This window comes from Anabaena sp. PCC 7108 (assembly GCF_000332135.1).
GTDB lineage: Bacteria > Cyanobacteriota > Cyanobacteriia > Cyanobacteriales > Nostocaceae > Anabaena.
Window position 1 is genome coordinate 756586 of sequence record NZ_KB235896.1, and the last position, 16313, is coordinate 772898.

15 protein-coding genes are annotated in these 16313 nt (G+C 37.7%); 10 read left to right on the plus strand and 5 right to left on the minus strand.

The window, feature by feature from the left end:
• Positions 1-34: 34 nt before the first annotated feature.
• Complete coding sequence (locus ANA7108_RS0104170) at positions 35-2044, minus strand: EF-hand domain-containing protein (RefSeq protein WP_016949510.1); 2010 nt, start codon at positions 2042-2044, stop codon at positions 35-37.
• 191 nt (positions 2045-2235) lie between these two features.
• On the opposite strand from ANA7108_RS0104170, the gene ANA7108_RS26755 reads away from it, so the two are divergent.
• Entirely contained in the window at positions 2236-3153 is a 918-nt protein-coding gene (locus tag ANA7108_RS26755) for a LysR substrate-binding domain-containing protein (protein ID WP_016949511.1), read from the plus strand.
• A 493-nt stretch (positions 3154-3646) separates the two neighbouring features.
• Positions 3647-4936: a Glu/Leu/Phe/Val dehydrogenase gene (locus ANA7108_RS0104180; RefSeq protein WP_016949512.1), complete on the plus strand. Its 1290-nt coding sequence runs from the start codon at positions 3647-3649 to the stop codon at positions 4934-4936.
• Positions 4937-5510: 574 nt separating this feature from the next.
• Here ANA7108_RS0104180 and ANA7108_RS0104185 read toward each other — a convergent pair.
• Positions 5511-6239: a hypothetical protein gene (locus ANA7108_RS0104185; RefSeq protein ID WP_144052348.1), complete on the minus strand. Its 729-nt coding sequence runs from the start codon at positions 6237-6239 to the stop codon at positions 5511-5513.
• A gap of 257 nt (positions 6240-6496) precedes the next feature.
• Here ANA7108_RS0104185 and ANA7108_RS0104190 point away from each other — a divergent pair, with 257 nt between their 5' ends.
• The 3 genes from ANA7108_RS0104190 to ANA7108_RS0104200 all read left to right on the plus strand — a co-directional run bounded on the left by ANA7108_RS0104190 (position 6497) and on the right by ANA7108_RS0104200 (position 8792).
• On the plus strand, positions 6497-7969 hold the full coding sequence (locus ANA7108_RS0104190; protein ID WP_016949514.1) for a leucyl aminopeptidase: 1473 nt from the start codon (positions 6497-6499) through the stop codon (positions 7967-7969).
• 177 nt (positions 7970-8146) lie between these two features.
• The gene (locus ANA7108_RS0104195) at positions 8147-8473 is read left to right on the plus strand and encodes a DUF433 domain-containing protein (protein ID WP_016949515.1); all 327 of its coding nucleotides are present in this window, start codon (positions 8147-8149) and stop codon (positions 8471-8473) included.
• Entirely contained in the window at positions 8457-8792 is a 336-nt protein-coding gene (locus tag ANA7108_RS0104200; protein ID WP_016949516.1) for a DUF5615 family PIN-like protein, read from the plus strand. The genes ANA7108_RS0104195 and ANA7108_RS0104200 overlap by 17 nt, the downstream gene beginning before the upstream one ends.
• A gap of 125 nt (positions 8793-8917) precedes the next feature.
• Here the strand turns inward: ANA7108_RS0104200 and ANA7108_RS0104205 are convergent, their stop codons facing one another.
• Complete coding sequence (locus tag ANA7108_RS0104205) at positions 8918-9547, minus strand: AHH domain-containing protein (RefSeq protein ID WP_016949517.1); 630 nt, start codon at positions 9545-9547, stop codon at positions 8918-8920.
• A complete protein-coding gene (locus ANA7108_RS0104210; protein ID WP_144052349.1) occupies positions 9547-10161 on the minus strand; it encodes a hypothetical protein in 615 nt (204 codons plus the stop codon). Before ANA7108_RS0104210 ends, ANA7108_RS0104205 begins: the two co-directional genes overlap by 1 nt.
• A gap of 280 nt (positions 10162-10441) precedes the next feature.
• On the opposite strand from ANA7108_RS0104210, the gene ANA7108_RS30800 reads away from it, so the two are divergent.
• The 4 genes from ANA7108_RS30800 (at position 10442) to fabD (ending at position 14687) form a co-directional block, all read left to right on the plus strand.
• Positions 10442-11383, plus strand: coding sequence for a DUF4351 domain-containing protein (locus tag ANA7108_RS30800; protein ID WP_016949519.1), 942 nt, complete (start codon positions 10442-10444; stop codon positions 11381-11383).
• Between the two features lie 200 nt (positions 11384-11583).
• Positions 11584-12609 (plus strand): phosphate acyltransferase PlsX, encoded by a 1026-nt coding sequence (gene plsX / locus ANA7108_RS0104220; protein ID WP_016949520.1) that lies wholly within the window; start codon positions 11584-11586, stop codon positions 12607-12609.
• Between the two features lie 101 nt (positions 12610-12710).
• Complete coding sequence (locus ANA7108_RS0104225; protein ID WP_016949521.1) at positions 12711-13706, plus strand: beta-ketoacyl-ACP synthase 3; 996 nt, start codon at positions 12711-12713, stop codon at positions 13704-13706.
• 99 nt (positions 13707-13805) lie between these two features.
• On the plus strand, positions 13806-14687 hold the full coding sequence (gene fabD / locus ANA7108_RS0104230; RefSeq protein ID WP_016949522.1) for an ACP S-malonyltransferase: 882 nt from the start codon (positions 13806-13808) through the stop codon (positions 14685-14687).
• Between the two features lie 36 nt (positions 14688-14723).
• Here fabD and ANA7108_RS31155 read toward each other — a convergent pair whose 3' ends face one another.
• On the minus strand, positions 14724-14852 hold the full coding sequence (locus tag ANA7108_RS31155) for a hypothetical protein (protein ID WP_016949523.1): 129 nt from the start codon (positions 14850-14852) through the stop codon (positions 14724-14726).
• Positions 14853-15147: 295 nt separating this feature from the next.
• On the opposite strand from ANA7108_RS31155, the gene ANA7108_RS0104240 reads away from it, so the two are divergent.
• Positions 15148-16266, plus strand: a complete 1119-nt coding sequence (locus ANA7108_RS0104240) for a fatty acid desaturase (RefSeq protein WP_016949524.1) — start codon at positions 15148-15150, stop codon at positions 16264-16266.
• Positions 16267-16313: the final 47 nt, after the last annotated feature.

Genomic DNA, 16313 nt, shown 5'->3' on the forward strand with positions numbered 1-16313 from the left:
TTTTTGTTGTTATGATTGTACTGAAGAATAGTGGCTAGAAGTTTTCTTTTCTATAGCCAAATCCGTATTTTGTGCAAAGACTCTTCAACTGTGTCGATAGTCCAGGCGGTCCACAGAAAAATACATCGATTTTATGGGGTGCGTGTTGTTTTGCTAAGTCACGGAAAATTTCATCCCAATCTGGACGACCGGTTTTTGTCCGGCTTTTTAAACCTGTAATCAAATCTACCTTTGTCCGAGAATGTAACAAATCCATCGCCACAAATAGAGTGCTAGACTTCATGTCTGACTTTTGCTGTGCGCCTGTAAGGTATAAGTTGATATCAAAGAGTTTGTTAGTGTCTTCGATTTCGATTTGTGATAATAATTCTACAAACCATTCAAAGGCTTTTTGTTCTCGATTGAGCCAGAAAAAATGGACTTTCTTCAAATTGATGTTAGAAGAATTATGTTGATTACGATACAAAATACTTTTCAGAATCGAAGCAAAGGGAGTTACACCAATACCAGCACCGATTAACACCGCATATTTAGATTCAAAAATATGTGTACTTGGTGTTCCATAAGGTCCATCTAAATAAACCGGAACTCCCTGCTCAGGTTGACTACTATCTGAACGTATCCATTCTTCTCTTTGCTCTCGAAAAAGTTGATATAACTTACCAGTCCAACTTCCTGCTGCGCGGATATGTAAAGATAAGACATCTGGTCTTTCCGGGGCGCTACTAATTGTAAATGGATGCCATTCAAAGTTAGAAATACTGGGACATTTTATAAATAAATAATCCCCTGGTTGATATTTGAAAGAGGCTGGACGTTGCACTTCTAAACCTAACACTTTAGAAGGCAGTAAGGAGGCATTAACTACAAATGTTGCGTCTTTTGTAGCCCGCCAACGGATCACTAATTCAATCACAAATCCCAACACAGGGAATAACACCCACTGCCAAAATACTGGCCCATGAATTAATGCCAGAATAAACCACAAACCATAACCCAGATGAGCTATATAAAAAAGCGCAAATTTCCCTCCTTGTCGGATAGGTGCTTGCGCTGTTACCCACATAATGGTGAAAACTATCAGGAGTAAAAATCCTGATAAACCAGCTTTCGTCCCCAATAAACTTTGGAGAAAGGGCGCAGGTAAGGTGGTGTAATTGAGAAAATGTGCGGACGTATGCACAATTGCCAAGGCAAACATGACTTGACCTATTAATTTATGAAATTCGATGCTTTCATCTATGGGTAAATAGTCGTTAAGGCTACTTTTGCGAAGCCAAGTCATAAAATGCCGTAGCATGGGGATGAGAATTAGCGCCCCATTGAAGTTAAGTGTTGCACCACAACCTCTGGCAATTTGAACATATACATTTTTGCCTAAATCTGCATATCGATCAACTGCCCCGAAGAAAAGAAATATATTAACAGCAACATAGAGGGACAAGAAAGCTATTTTGACCCAATTGTTTTGAATATAATGCTTGATGTGGTCTTTTTTTGTCCGCTTGTTTTCTAAAGTAGTTACTGTTTGAGAGTTTTGCTTGTGAGGTCTGAGCCAGCTAACAGGGCTAACTGTCATTGCTTCAATTAAATCAGGAAATTTCCCTATTAAACTTTTAAATTCTGCAAAAGAAATTGCCCCGCTGTTATCGGTGTCAGCTTCTAGAAACAATATATCGACTAAATCGTTAATTTGTTCTGGTTTGAAACTGAGATTATTTTCATTAAGGCTGGCAGTAATTAAATGAGCAATTTCTGATTTTTCAATGGAATCATCTCCGTTGATATCATGTAATTGATAAGCAAATTTTAGTTTATCTTCTGTAGTGGCAAAAACCAGGTTTTCTACAGTTGTCAAAAATTCTTCTATTTTAATAGTGCCACTGCTATCAATATCGAATATAGCAAAAAGCCTATCAGCAAAATATTCGTCTTTTAGTCCTAAAGCTTTTTTAAATTCTTTCTGATCAACTTGTTTGTCTTCTCCGGCAATTTTGGTAAAGACTTGTCGTAATTCGTCTAAGGTTTGTCTTGGAGTTGCCATTGTTTCTTTTATTTATAAGAGTTATTTATTTCTCAATGGAGCTTAGTAATCCTATTGTTAATTTCCATCGTTGAGTTATTGATATTCAACAGATGATATTTCTAATAATTCAGCATAATAAAATACATAAGTAAAGTCTAATGCCTTATAATCATGGCAGTTATAACTTTTAGGCATACCCCACAGAATTCATGGAATTACGCCATCTTAAATATTTCGTGGCTGTTGCGGAAAACCTCAATTTTAGTCGTGCTGCTACGCAATTGTATATTTCACAACCTGCCTTAAGCCGTCAAATAAAAAATCTTGAAGATGAACTGACTGTTATCCTCTTTATCCGACAATCGGATGGGTTGAAACTCACTGACGCTGGAAAATTTTTTTTGGAACAAGCCAGAGATATTTTGAATCGCAGTAATATTGCTATTCAAACCATCAAGAATAATTACACAAATACAAATGAGCCTTTAGTGGTTGGCTATATTCCAACTATCTTGCAGAGTTTTTTAGGTGAAGCCTTACATTGTTTTGGATCTGCCTATCCTGACATTGTTGTACGTTTTCAGGAGATGCCCCCTAGTGACCAAGTGAAGGCGTTGCGGAATAGGACGATTGATATTGCTTTTATGGGTAATCCACCGGATGATTTAGAACCAGAGTTTATAGTTAAATGCGTTAAGGAAGTTGTAATTGATGCTCTCATACCAGATACCCATTTATTAGCATCTCGTTCTTCAATTAATTTAATGGAACTTGCATCTGAAAAATTTATTGGGATGTCTGAAAAAACGTTTCCAGGACGGAATAATCGTATTCGTGATACTTGTTATCAAGCTGGTTTCATACCGAATATCCATCTGTTTGCTGATAGTCATGCTTCTATGATTGCTCTTGTTGCATCAGGGCAAGGGGTAGCAGTAATGCCACGAGAGGCAAGTGCATTGCCTCATCCTAAAGTTGTATTTATGCCTCTTCACCATCCCATATACTACGCCCGATCAACTGCGGTATGGAGCAAAGAAAGATTTTCTCAATCTTTAGATAAATTCCTCAAAATTCTCTTTGAGAATGATAAAATTCCTAAAACTTTAAAAATTCCTGCCCTATAAATAAAAAAATATAATTATATTAGTAATACATTTGTAAAAACACTATTTTATTTTTTATCTATTTATAGTATTTCCTAATCTAATGAGGTACAAACTTATCTGTGTTTATCTACGTCCATCTGCGGTTAATTCTTTCTTCTTGTACCTCACTTGCATGGCAATTGCTATATACCTAGGACTTAATTCTTGACCGAGATATTTATTAGTCATCTCCAAATTTATTACAGGGTAAAACTGGCGTTGCTGAATAAGGGGATGATTGAGGCTGACGCGGGGACGCGGGGATACTGAGACGCGGGGACGCGGGGACGCGGAGAATTTTTTTTGATAAGTGATTAGGCGGACTTGATATTAAATGTTGATTTAAATTTATGCATCAGAACGCTAATAAAACTGTAATAAAAACTACAAAATTGACATCTTCTTAAAAAAAGAGGGTAAGCTAATCATATAAATCCGGTTCACGAACATAGCGTGATGAGGAGTAAATGATATGGTGACAACGTCGCGTCCAGTCTGGGAAAATCACTCTCCAGCACATATTTGCCCATTTGACCAAGCTTGTAGTTATTTAGAATGGGCTGCGAAAGAATTAAAACTTGATCCTGGTTTAGTAGAAATACTTAGCCATCCCCGAAAAGTTGTGACAGTTTCCATTCCGGTAAAAATGGATAATGGCGAAGTGCGAGTTCTCGCTGGACATCGAGTCCAACATTCTGATATTTTAGGCCCATATAAAGGTGGAATTCGATACCATCAGGCTGTAACACTGCGGGAAGTTTCAGCTTTAGCAATGTTAATGACCTGGAAATGTGCGTTGTTGGGTATTCCCTATGGTGGTGCTAAGGGTGGAATTCCTATAGATCCTAAACAGTACAGTGTGGGGGAATTAGAACGCATTAGCCGCCGTTATATTAGTGAGTTAATTAAAGATATTGGTCCTTCCGTAGATATACCCGCGCCAGATATGGGTACTTCTGCCCGTGAAATGGCCTGGATGATGGATACTTATTCTGTTAATGTTGGTCATTCTGTACCAGGTGTGGTGACTGGTAAGCCGCTTTCTGTTGGTGGTTCTCTGGGAAGGGAAATGGCTACGGGAAGGGGTGTAATGATTATTATCCGTGAAGCACTAGCAGATCAAGGTAAATCCCTTGAAGGTGTGCGAGTTGCGATTCAGGGATTCGGTAATGTGGGCGGAGCTGCGGCTGAATTATTACACGCAGCCGGAGCAAAAATTATTGCTGTTTCCAGTGGTGCTGGAGGTGTATTTTCGGAAGTTGGTCTTGATATTCCGGCTTTGAAAGCCTACGCTGCTGAAAACCGCAGAAGTGTTGTCGGTTTCCCCCAAGCTACACCAATTAGTAATGCAGATTTACTGACTTTACCTTGTGATGTCTTGATTCCCGCAGCTTTGGAAAATCAAATCACTGAGGAAAATGTTTATCAAATACAAGCGCAGTTTATTGCTGAAGCTGCTAATGGACCTGTGACATTGGAAGCTAACCAAGTCCTAGAAGCCCGTGGTGTAACGGTGTTACCGGATATTTTAGCTAATGCTGGGGGTGTAGTGGTGAGTTATTTGGAATGGGTACAGGGGCTTTCTTACCTGTTCTGGGATGAAGAAAGAGTGAACCGAGAAATGGAATATTTAATGGTACAGGCTTACCGTAAGGTGATTGAACAGTCGAAAGCAAGGCAGGTTAATCTGCGATTAGCTGCTTATACTTTAGGTGTAGGTAGAGTCGCACAAGCTTTGACTGACAGGGGTTTGTATCCTTAGTTATACAGTAGCGTTCAGTGTTCAGTATTGGTTTAGCATTGCTAAATCCGTACAAATGTAAATGTAGAGACGTTCCAGGGAATTTCTCTACACTTACAAAAGAAGGGAACTCTTAACAGGGAACTCTTAACAGTGAACAGTGAACAAATAAAAAACTAAAGTTTAAGAGTTTAAAGCTCAGTCAAAAAAAGGATGTTTTTACAAGGAGAGTGACACGAAAAAAACAGTGTCATTATTTCAATCTCATGTTTTTAAACATGAGTTTTTTCTGTTAAGAGTTGCTTCCTGTTCCCTCTGAAATTTACTAATTTTTCATCACGCTTAGGGCTGGAATTGTATAGCAGGTGACAGGTGACAGGTGACAGTCTGAAGAGTCTTTTGGTGTCTAGGTTTTATAATCAGTTTGTGTCCTAACCGCCCTGTCCGTTGCTATAGCGAATTTATGTGAGAAATTTTAGTTTTGATTTCGATATAGCAATTCCCATTCTAGTGAGATACAAGCATTAATAATTAAACGCAGATAACCGCAGATAATTTTGTACTTCATTAGAGTAGGAAATGCTATAAGACAAGATTACCTATTAGTTCTTGTGACCGTTCTCTCAACGGTTAGCTGACGGACACTACTTACTTCCCTAATGTAACTATAATTCCAAACATCTTCAAAGACTAATTTTTCTTCACGTTGTTTTTTGGAATCATAGCGAATTTCGGTAACAATTTTTACTTCTGATTTCTCGAAGTTATCATTACCTGCACGCAGTTTTCTAAATTCGATTACCTCTGGGCTTACGAAGTATTTTTTGCCTTTCTTTTCAATCTTTTTCGAGCCGGTAGTGTTATAAACTAGTATCCAACGATTGTTTTTACGAGTGTAGACTGTATAGACTACATTTGCGTATTTAGTAGCTGGCTTCTCTACAATCTCTAAATGTATAACTAAGGCTTTTTGATTGGGATTGACTAATCTTCCTAAGTTGAAGAAGCAATCCCAATCTTTGACTTTATAGTGTTTTGATGATCGATCATCGTTATCTTTATGATCATGATGGTCATCTTTATGATCATGATGGTCATCTTTATCTTTTTTAGCAATCAGAAAATTTAATTCTTCTCCACTTGACTTATTTGTCAATTTGGTATCTAAACCAGATTTCTCCAAAGTTTTATCTTGTTGTAAATTGGCTATTTCCGTTGTTAAAGAGAAAACGTCAGAGGGAATAGACATCACAGCTACGACAGAGAGGCTTGTAACTGTTAAAACATCTTTGCAAAAAGAAGCGAAGGAAGACTTGTGTGACATTGATATCCTTTTGTAACTTGGTTGATTAAATAGGTTACTTAATTCCTATTTCCTATATGACTTAAGTCATGGTGACAAGTTCCCAAAATTATGTAACTTTCTACACTTATTAGCCGTTGCTAATGTATAAGTGCTGAGTATAAACCCAGTTTTTTTAATATCCAGTTCCTAGTTCCTAGTTACCAAAGCCTTCGCCATGATTTTGAAATTTTGAGCAATACTGGTACAAGAAGGATGGTTTACAGAACATTACAAAAATGACGATTCAACTTAGTGATAAGGCTTTATTAGACTGGAGTGGTGATACTTTAGCGATCGCCTTATTTGAAGACGCAGTAGAATTAACTGGTGAGTTAGCAGCTTTAGATGAGAAATTCGCGGGCATTTTACAAGAAATAATTGCTGAAGAAGAATTTACTGGTAAAGTCAATAGCACCATTTTTACGCGGGTAGGTGCTGGAAACAATGTGCGGAAATTGATTTTGGTCGGTTTAGGTAAACCAGACGGGCTGAAACTAGAGACTTTCCGCCGTGTTGCGGCTACTGTAGCGCGAACCGCCAAAAAGCAAAAAACCAAAACTCTAGGAATCAGTCTACCAGTATTTAACAACGATCCTGCCGCAACGGCTCAAGCTATAGCCGAAGGCGCACAACTGGCACTTTACCAAGATACACGCTTTAAATCTGAGCCAGAAGATAAAAGTCCCAATATCGAAACAATCGATTTACTAGGATTAACTGGACAAGAAGCAGCCATTACCCGCGCTAATCAAATTGTTTCTGGGGTAATTTTGGCTAGGCAGTTAGTAGCAGCCCCAGCTAACGCCGTTACACCTATCACTATGGCAGAAACTGCCCAAGCGATCGCTAACGAATACGGTTTGCAACTAGAAATCCTGGAACAAGCCGAATGTGAAAAATTAGGTATGGGTGCATTTTTAGGAGTCGCCCAAGCTTCTGATTTACCACCAAAATTTATTCACCTCATCTACAAACCAGCCACCACACCCAGACGTAAACTGGCAATTATCGGTAAAGGTTTAACTTTCGACTCCGGTGGATTGAATATTAAAGGTGCTGGTAGCGGTATCGAAACCATGAAAATTGACATGGGTGGTGCAGCGGCGACATTAGGTGCAGCTAAAGCTATTGGACAACTAAAGCCAGATGTGGAAGTTCACTTTATTTCCGCTGTCACCGAAAACATGATTAGCGGTCGTGCTATGCACCCTGGAGACATCTTAACCGCCTCAAATGGCAAAACAATCGAAGTTAACAACACCGATGCTGAAGGGCGTTTAACCTTGGCTGATGCCTTGGTATATGCCGATAAATTGGGAGTAGATGCGATCGTTGATTTAGCAACTCTCACAGGTGCTTGTGTGGTGGCTTTGGGTGACGATATCGCCGGTTTATTTACACCTGATGATGCTGTCGCTTCCCAACTACAAACAGCCTCAGAAGCAGCAGGTGAGAAAATTTGGCGAATGCCAATGGAAGACAAATATTTTGACGGGTTAAAATCTGGTATTGCCGATATGAAAAATACCGGACCGCGTTATGGTGGTTCGATTACTGCGGCTTTGTTCCTAAAGCAGTTTGTTAAAGATACTCCTTGGGCGCATTTAGATATCGCCGGTCCAGTTTGGGCTGATAAGGAAAATGGTTACAACGGTGCTGGGGCGACTGGTTTTGGTGTCAGAACTTTGGTTAGTTGGGTTTTGAGTTAATTTAATTATTTCTCGTTCCCATACTCTGTATGGGAATGAATTAAGGTTCTGCTTTGGGTGATATCCAAGGTAGAGCCTTTTTTTAGTTCAGGTAATTTCTGTTAATGTAACCGAATATATTAATTTTTATCTGATAAAATATAAGATGATTTTACCAAATCATGAAAATCACAGTTTATGAATACTCTATCTGTTAGCAAAGAACACATAGTTATTACTCCGGGAGTATGTGGAGGAAAACCACGCATTGCTGGACATCGGATCAAGGTTCAAGATATTGTCATCTGGCATGAAAGGATGGGAATGTCACCGGATGAAATTGTTTATCAATATCCTAGTATTTCTCTCGCAGATGTTTATGCAGCTTTGGCTTATTATCATGATCACAGGGAAGAAATAAGACAGCACATTGAGGAGGGAGAAAACTTTGCTAAACAATTACAAGGTAATAAACCATCTTTAGTTGAAAAAATATTAAAGGGTGAAAATGTCAAACAAGATTAAGTTTCACCTTGATGAAAATGTTGGTAATGCAATAGCTAACGGTTTGAGAATGAGAGGAGTGGATGTCACCAATTCTCCAGAAGAAGGGTTAATTGGTGAATCTGATGAACAACAATTAGCTTTTGCTGTTTCTCAAAAACGAGTCATTTTTACCTTTGATGATGATTTTCTTAGTTTAGCTGCCACAGGGATTGAACATTGTGGTATTATTTATGCTCGCCAAAAACGTCAGTCAATTGGAAAAGTTATTAGTGATTTAGTTTTAGTTTGGGAATGTTTAGAACCTGAATATATGTACAATAATATTGAATTTTTGTAGTTGAGTTAATAAAATTGTAGTTGGGGTTAAGGAGTAGATTTTTTATAAAACTATAATGTAGGGGTTTAGCAATGCTAAACCCCTACCCAAAATATAGGTGTATACTTCTACTTACTAGAGTTATTTTATAAATCCCATACATTATTTATTGAACAAATTCCAGATGCTATCATATCATCTATCATCTTATTTAGATAATCAATCACAACTGTTAATCTGTCCTCAACTACATCAGGAACTTCTTGCATATCAGCCCTGACTAAATAACTCCATTCTTTTTCAATCATTGTTTCTACAATATTTGAATATTTTGGATGTGAACCACTGTGAAAAGTCACTTTTAAGGGTCTTTTATTTCGATCAGAATTTGCATCAAACACTCCAAATTTTATTGCCTGAGTAACCAATTTACTGCGCCTACAAACATCTATTGGAATAATATGATGATGTGGCTTTTCCAAAGTACCAGAGAAATTGCTTGAACGTTTAATTTTTTGAACTATTTCTTGCTCTTCTTTTGTAAATTTGTCTCCTCTATCACCCTTAGCCATTGATAGAATCATGAGTAATTCATGAAGAGATACTGAACCTGATAAAATTTTGTCTTTATCTTGCCCACCTTTCTTTTTTAAAAATAATTTTCCTTCTTTGCTATCATATTTTCCAGAGTATTCACCTGGAGAAATTCCTAGATACTCAGTTAATGGCGAATCTTTAGGAATACGTAAATGATCAAAATAACGATCAGCAGACATTAATTTACATCCACTCCTAGCATCATTAGTAGTAATAAAATAAATTCTTCTGATTCATCTTTTTTAAATAAATCTCGAAACTTTTTATCGTATTCTGAAGGATCAAAACTACGAAGTTTGCGAACAACTTTTGCCTGTTCAGAATCTAACTTATTTTGTTGTTCTAATTGTTCTAATTTTTGTATTTCTTCTTTAAATTCTTCTAAAACATCTTTAAGCTTTGATTGTTGAATTTCTTCACGAAACTTTTGAGGATCTATTTGGGAAAATCGAGGCTTGCCATCACTTCGAGGTTTCGGTAGTCTAATTCCTGCCATTGCTAGACTCATACCAAAAATTGTGAAACCTAACCAGAAACCCATCACAAGATAAGTTATAATGGGAAATAACCACCAATACCAACCAGGGTGTTTATCATTACGTCCGCGAAGAGAATCTAATCCTAAACCAACTAAACCAAAGATACAAACTACTATTGGAACTGCAATTAATACTTGAACATCAAAAGATGATCCTGAACTTAAAGCTATGATAGCTACAATTACATCTATAACCAACCCCAAACTGATCCAGCTATAAAGAACTCTGACATTAAACCTAAAGTTCTCAGTCATTGGACCTGGAGTAACAAAAGTGAGAATCTTCTCAAGCATAATTAATTATTTTACCCTTAAAATTTATTTGCTTGCGAATTAATCAGCTATAGTCGGCAATTTTTGATTTGTCTTGTTTGATGTTAAGCAGTCTAAATCATCTTGTTTGAACCATTACAGATAAAAATCCTTTATTTCCTACCCAATTTTGTAAAAAAATATTAATCTAAACCCTCAAAACCCCTTGATTTTCTAACCCCAGACTAGGCTAAAATAGCTACAAGCGTTACTACACCTAGTTATGATAACTGTTACAGAAGTGTTACAAGTAGTGGATGAGCTAGTCTTTAAACACACGGGAAACCACCTAACCGACTTACAGAGAAGTGCTGTTAAAGGCATTTGGGAAGGTGATACTTATAGTAAAATCGCTGATGAATTTGGTTATGAAAGCGAAAATCATGTTGGAAATGTAAGTCGTGAATTATATAAAATCTTGTCTAAAGAATTAGGTGAAGATGTAACTAAATCTAATTTTTGTTGGTCTATAGAAAGAATAGGTAATTCATTTAATCCACAGCTTATTGGAATAGGAATAAAAAATCATGTTAATTGGTGTCCTAACAATAAAGATACTCAAAAAACAGAAGTTAATAAAGAAGATAAAATTAAACAAATAACAACCTATATAAACCTCAAACAATCCCCAAAAATCACCCATTTATACGGACGCACCAACGAACTAGCAACCCTATCAAAATGGATAGAAAACCCCAGAACTCGCTTAATATCCATCTTAGGAATTGCAGGTATTGGTAAAACCTCCTTTGTTAGACACTTCATTGATACTCACACCATAACCTTTGATGCAGTTATCTGGAAAAATATTAAACTATCTAACTCCTTAAACTCTATCCTTACAGAAATTGTCACCGAATTAAATGTAAATAACTTCGAGAAAAATCTAATTCGTCAATTATTGAGTGAGGATATTATGCAAGAATCTGTAATTTATCAGGATATTTTGCAAAAGGGTGAACAGAAGGGAGAAAAGATAGGAGAACAAAAAGAAGCTTTTCGTTTCCTGAATCGTCAATTAAATCGGCGCTTTGGTGAAATAGCTTTACCAATAATTGAAAAAATGCGCCTATTATCCACTGAACAATTAGAAATATTAGGAGAAGAGTTTTTAGACTTTTCCAATATATCTGATTTGGTTAATTGGTTAGATAGACAAAATTAAGTAATTGTCTAGGTTTATAGGGCAAATCAAATATTAATATAGACTTTGCCCTATAATCGAGTCTCGACATATATACGTCTACGTTATTCGCTTAAATGCGAGAAAGAAGAAATATAGTTTTCTGATGCTTTTTTTATAGTTTTTACTTGTTAAGTATTGCAATCTGATAAAATTTGTAAGGTTTCTTTGAGCTAGGAGCAATGGGATCGACTGGTGTAAGGATCGCAATTGACGCAATGGGGGGAGATCATGCACCCGCTGAAATCGTCTCTGGCGCACTGCGAGCGCGGGAAGAATTAGGTGTCAAAATATTATTGGTGGGTGATCCACAGCAAATTGAGGCTGCAATGCCGCCAAAAACAAATATGGCGGGTTTAGAGATTGTTCCGGCTGAGGAAGCGATCGCTATGGATGAGGAACCGATCACCGCTGTAAGACGCAAACGGAAGGCTTCCATCAATGTAGCGATGGATTTAGTCAAAAAACAGCAAGCAGATGCAGTATTTTCTGCGGGTCACTCTGGAGCCGCAATGGCATCAGCGTTGCTCCGCTTAGGACGATTACCAGGAATTGATCGCCCCGCTATTGGGACAGTATTTCCCACAATCGTCGCAGGCAAACCAGTGATGATACTTGATGTCGGCGCTAATGTAGACTGCCGTCCTAAGTTTTTAGAACAGTTTGCCGTCATGGGATCGATTTATAGTCAATATGTTTTGGGAACACCTGAACCCAAAATAGGTTTATTGAATATTGGCGAAGAAGATACTAAAGGTAATGAAGTAGCTCTCCGCGCTCACCAGCTATTAAGGGAAAATACCCAAATTAATTTTACTGGCAATGCGGAAGGACGAGATGTCCTATCTGGTGAATTTGATGTGATTGTCTGCGATGGCTTTGTAGGTAATATTTTACTAAAATTTGCCGAAGCCGTGGGCGGAGTAATTCTGCAAATTCTGCGGGAAGAACTACCCCAAGGTTTACATGGTCAAATTGGTACGGCAATTTTAAAACCCAACCTTAAGCGCGTTAAACAGCGCATGGATCACGCCGAACATGGAGGTGCTTTACTTTTAGGTGTAGATGGAATTTGTTTTATCGGTCATGGCAGTTCCCAAGCGCCTTCAATTTTTAGTGCTATTCGCATGGCCAAAGAAGCTGTAGACAATCAGGTACTGCAAAGATTACAGTCCCAATATCAAATCCTACAGAGTGAGAGCGATTAGCTAGAAGTCATTTGTCATTAGTCATTTATACTGGTAAGAACTAAAACTGATAAATGACAACTGACAATTGACAAAAATACTGATAGCTGGAGAAATTAAGAGTGCCAATATTCAACGGTGTCGCAATTACAGGCAGTGGCTCGGCAGTACCAGCAACTACCTTAGATAACCAATTACTAACTCAACTGGTAGAAACTTCAGATGAGTGGATCACCACAAGAACCGGAATTAGTCAAAGGCGGATAGCATTGTCGCCTGATTCATTAACTTCACTTGCTACTACTGCTAGTCAACAGGCTATTGCAGCAGCAGGGATTAATGCAGAGGATATTGATTTAATTTTGCTGGCAACTTCTACCCCTGATGATTTATTTGGTAGTGCTTGCCGGATTCAAGCTCAGATAGGTGCTGTCAAAGCAGTTGCTTTTGACTTAACAGCAGCTTGTTCTGGTTTTGTATTTGGACTAGTCACAGCCGCACAATACATTAGAACAGGTGTTTATCAAAATGTACTGCTGATAGGGGGAGATATCCTCTCTCGTTGGGTAGATTGGCAAGATCGGCGGACTTGTGTATTGTTCGGTGATGGTGCTGGGGCTGTAGTCTTACAGGCTAATAAGAGCGATCGCTTATTAGGATTTTCTCTAAAAAGTGACGGTACTCAAAATCATTATCTCAACCTCGGTTATCACGGTTCTACCCAAGAACTGAGTCCAGGTATAAATGTCACTAAAGGAACTTATCAACCTATCAGCATGAACGGTAAAGAAGTCTACCGCTTTGCTGTCCAAAAAGTCCCAGAAGTTATAGACAAAGCCTTATTTGCAGCTAATCTTAAAGTGGAAAATATAGATTGGCTAGTATTACATCAAGCAAATCAAAGGATTATCAACTCCGTTGCTGAACGCTTAGAGATTCCCGAACATAAAGTCATCAGCAATGTCGCCAACTATGGTAACACCTCCGCCGCATCTATCCCACTGGCATTAGATGAAGCAGTGCGAGCAGGCAAAATTAAACCCAATGATATCATTGCTACCTCCGGCTTTGGAGCAGGTCTGACCTGGGGTGCAGCAGTTTTTCAATGGGGAAGATAAATCAAGTCAAAAGTCAAAAGTCAAAAGTAGAGAATTAATACTAATAATCAATGACAACTGACAACCGACAACTAACAACTGACCACTGACTAATAACAAATGACTAAAACTGCATGGGTGTTTCCCGGACAAGGTTCTCAAGCATTGGGAATGGGAATAGACTTGTTAAATCTACCATCTGCCAAAGAAAAATTTATTCAAGCTGAGGCAATTTTGGGCTGGTCTGTTATAGATATCTGTCAAAGTGATATTGACACTTTATCACGGACACTTTATACCCAGCCTAGCCTATATGTGATTGAAAGTATTATTGCTGATATCTTGCGAGAAAAAGGACAGCAACCAGACTTAGTTGCTGGTCACAGTTTAGGCGAATATATAGCCTTGTATGTAGCTGGTGTTTTTGAATGGTCAGCGGGATTGCATTTAGTAAAGCGTCGATCTGAACTAATGGATAGTGCTGCTGGTGGCATGATGGCTGCATTAATGAACTTTGACCGAGAAGAGTTAGAAAAAGTCCTTATTGCAACACCTGATGTAGTTTTGGCAAATGATAACAGTCCTGCTCAAGTTGTAATTTCTGGAACTCCTGAAGCTGTCCAGGTTGTTATGTCTCAAGTTAAAGCCAAACGGGCTATCCCCTTAAAAGTTTCGGGAGCATTTCATTCACATTTAGTAAAAGCAGCAGCAACAGAATTTCAAGAAGTTCTACAATCAGTTGTTTTTCAATCCGCAACTGTCCCAGTTTTATCTAATGTAGACCCAGTTCCAGCAGTGGAAGCTGAGATTTTAAAACAGCGTCTTTCTCAACAAATGACGGGTGCAGTTCGGTGGCGAGAAATTGCTTTACAATTACCAGAAAATGGCATTGAAAAAGTTGTGGAAATTGGTCCCGGTAACGTATTAACTGGTTTAATTAAACGGACTGTACCTGGATTAAATTTAGAAAACATTCGTAATGCGGCTGATTTATCTGCATAGATGATTTCATAAATTAATTCAAACTTAAATCAATCATTATATAGCTAAACTTAGCAACATAAAAGAGTTGATGTTGTCTGTGCTGCTGTGTAAAGATTTGTTTGGTGAATTAATTCCTAATTTATCTCCAGTAGTTTTTTCATAGTAAATAGTGATACTCAACATTCTTGGATTTCTAACATCAAACCTGATATGTTTATAGATTTACCACACAAACAAATTTGTATAGAATGTGATGACAATACAAGGGATAAACCAGGTAAAATTGCTGATTATATACTTAAGAAGTTGAATACATATCCGAATCTACTTGATACCCTTATCAAAACCTAGAATCGACCTGAACTTATTCCCAGTCTCTAACTGAGAATGAGATAAACGAGATAACGATATACTTTACACCCCTTAAAATCACCCAAAACCTGGTGTAATAACCCTACAAACAAAAATCAAAATATTCATGAATACACTTGAACAAAAAACTTGGATGACGCAAGCTGATTATGCTAAAAAACTGCGTCCTTTATTACCACCAGAAGCATTCTTACCTGATAAAAATAAACTCTGGATTCTGTTAATTAATCTAGCAATCATGATTCTAGGTTGGGGAATTGCAAATTACCTTGATGAATGGAATTGGTATTTGCTCTGGCTCTATTTACCATTAACATTGGTGATGGCAAATAGTGTTGTTGTTCTCCTTTTTAGCACCCACGATTTGCTACATAGCCGCACAATTAAGAACCCTTGGTTAAGACAAATAATTAGTTTACTGGGATTTACAATGTTATGGATGCCCCCAACTTTATGGAAAGCAGTACATAATCGAGAACATCACAATAAAACCAATTCTTTAGAAGATCCAGATCGCAATTATTTAGACAGCCAACCTAAAACTTGGGGTAAATGGATTCAGAATGCTTTTGTACCGTCGGCTGAAGTAAATCCTATTTTATTGTTTATAGGTATGGGTCATGCTTGGGGTATTCACGCATTTCGTAATATTACCTCAGTTTTATTATTCAACAATGGTAAAGCTGAATATCCTGTAGTAGCTTTTACAGTTAGTGGTAAGGAACGACGGGCAATTGCTCTAGAATTGTTAATGATCATCGGTATCCATGCCAGCATCTTAACTTACTTAGAATTCCATCCAATCAAACTTCTTCTTGGCTACTTCTTACCAATTTGGATAGGCTATGCAGTTCTGATATTTTATATCTATACGAATCATATGTTATGTCCAATGACAAGTGTAAATGATGTCCTGATTAATAGTCTTTCTATTCGAGTTCCTAAACTATTCGATCTACTACATTTAAACTTTTCTTATCACACAGAACATCACATTTTTCCTGGCATAAATTCAGATTACGCGCCAATGGTACAAAAATTATTACAAACACATTATCCTGAACGGTTCAATTTGTTAAATGCTGGCAAAGTATGGAAATTGATGCTACAAACCCCTCGTCATTACAAAGATAACAACACCTTCACAGACTGGTCTGGAAAAAAATCCGTGGAATGCCTAAGCCCAGGCACAAATCATCTGACTGAGCAGAGTAATCCTCTATGATGCGCTTGGCTGATAAAATTTGAAGAAGTTGACATAAAACTGGTATG

Coding starts and splice junctions, on each gene's coding strand:
- ANA7108_RS0104170 (WP_016949510.1), bottom strand. CDS start 2,044: ATGGCAACTCCAAGACAAACCTTAGACGAATTACGACAAGTCTTTACC.
- ANA7108_RS26755 (WP_016949511.1), top strand. CDS start 2,236: ATGGAATTACGCCATCTTAAATATTTCGTGGCTGTTGCGGAAAACCTC.
- ANA7108_RS0104180 (WP_016949512.1), top strand. CDS start 3,647: ATGGTGACAACGTCGCGTCCAGTCTGGGAAAATCACTCTCCAGCACAT.
- ANA7108_RS0104185 (WP_144052348.1), bottom strand. CDS start 6,239: ATGTCACACAAGTCTTCCTTCGCTTCTTTTTGCAAAGATGTTTTAACA.
- ANA7108_RS0104190 (WP_016949514.1), top strand. CDS start 6,497: ATGACGATTCAACTTAGTGATAAGGCTTTATTAGACTGGAGTGGTGAT.
- ANA7108_RS0104195 (WP_016949515.1), top strand. CDS start 8,147: ATGAATACTCTATCTGTTAGCAAAGAACACATAGTTATTACTCCGGGA.
- ANA7108_RS0104200 (WP_016949516.1), top strand. CDS start 8,457: ATGTCAAACAAGATTAAGTTTCACCTTGATGAAAATGTTGGTAATGCA.
- ANA7108_RS0104205 (WP_016949517.1), bottom strand. CDS start 9,547: ATGTCTGCTGATCGTTATTTTGATCATTTACGTATTCCTAAAGATTCG.
- ANA7108_RS0104210 (WP_144052349.1), bottom strand. CDS start 10,161: ATGACTGAGAACTTTAGGTTTAATGTCAGAGTTCTTTATAGCTGGATC.
- ANA7108_RS30800 (WP_016949519.1), top strand. CDS start 10,442: ATGATAACTGTTACAGAAGTGTTACAAGTAGTGGATGAGCTAGTCTTT.
- plsX (WP_016949520.1), top strand. CDS start 11,584: ATGGGATCGACTGGTGTAAGGATCGCAATTGACGCAATGGGGGGAGAT.
- fabD (WP_016949522.1), top strand. CDS start 13,806: ATGACTAAAACTGCATGGGTGTTTCCCGGACAAGGTTCTCAAGCATTG.
- ANA7108_RS31155 (WP_016949523.1), bottom strand. CDS start 14,852: ATGTTGAGTATCACTATTTACTATGAAAAAACTACTGGAGATAAATTA.
- ANA7108_RS0104240 (WP_016949524.1), top strand. CDS start 15,148: ATGAATACACTTGAACAAAAAACTTGGATGACGCAAGCTGATTATGCT.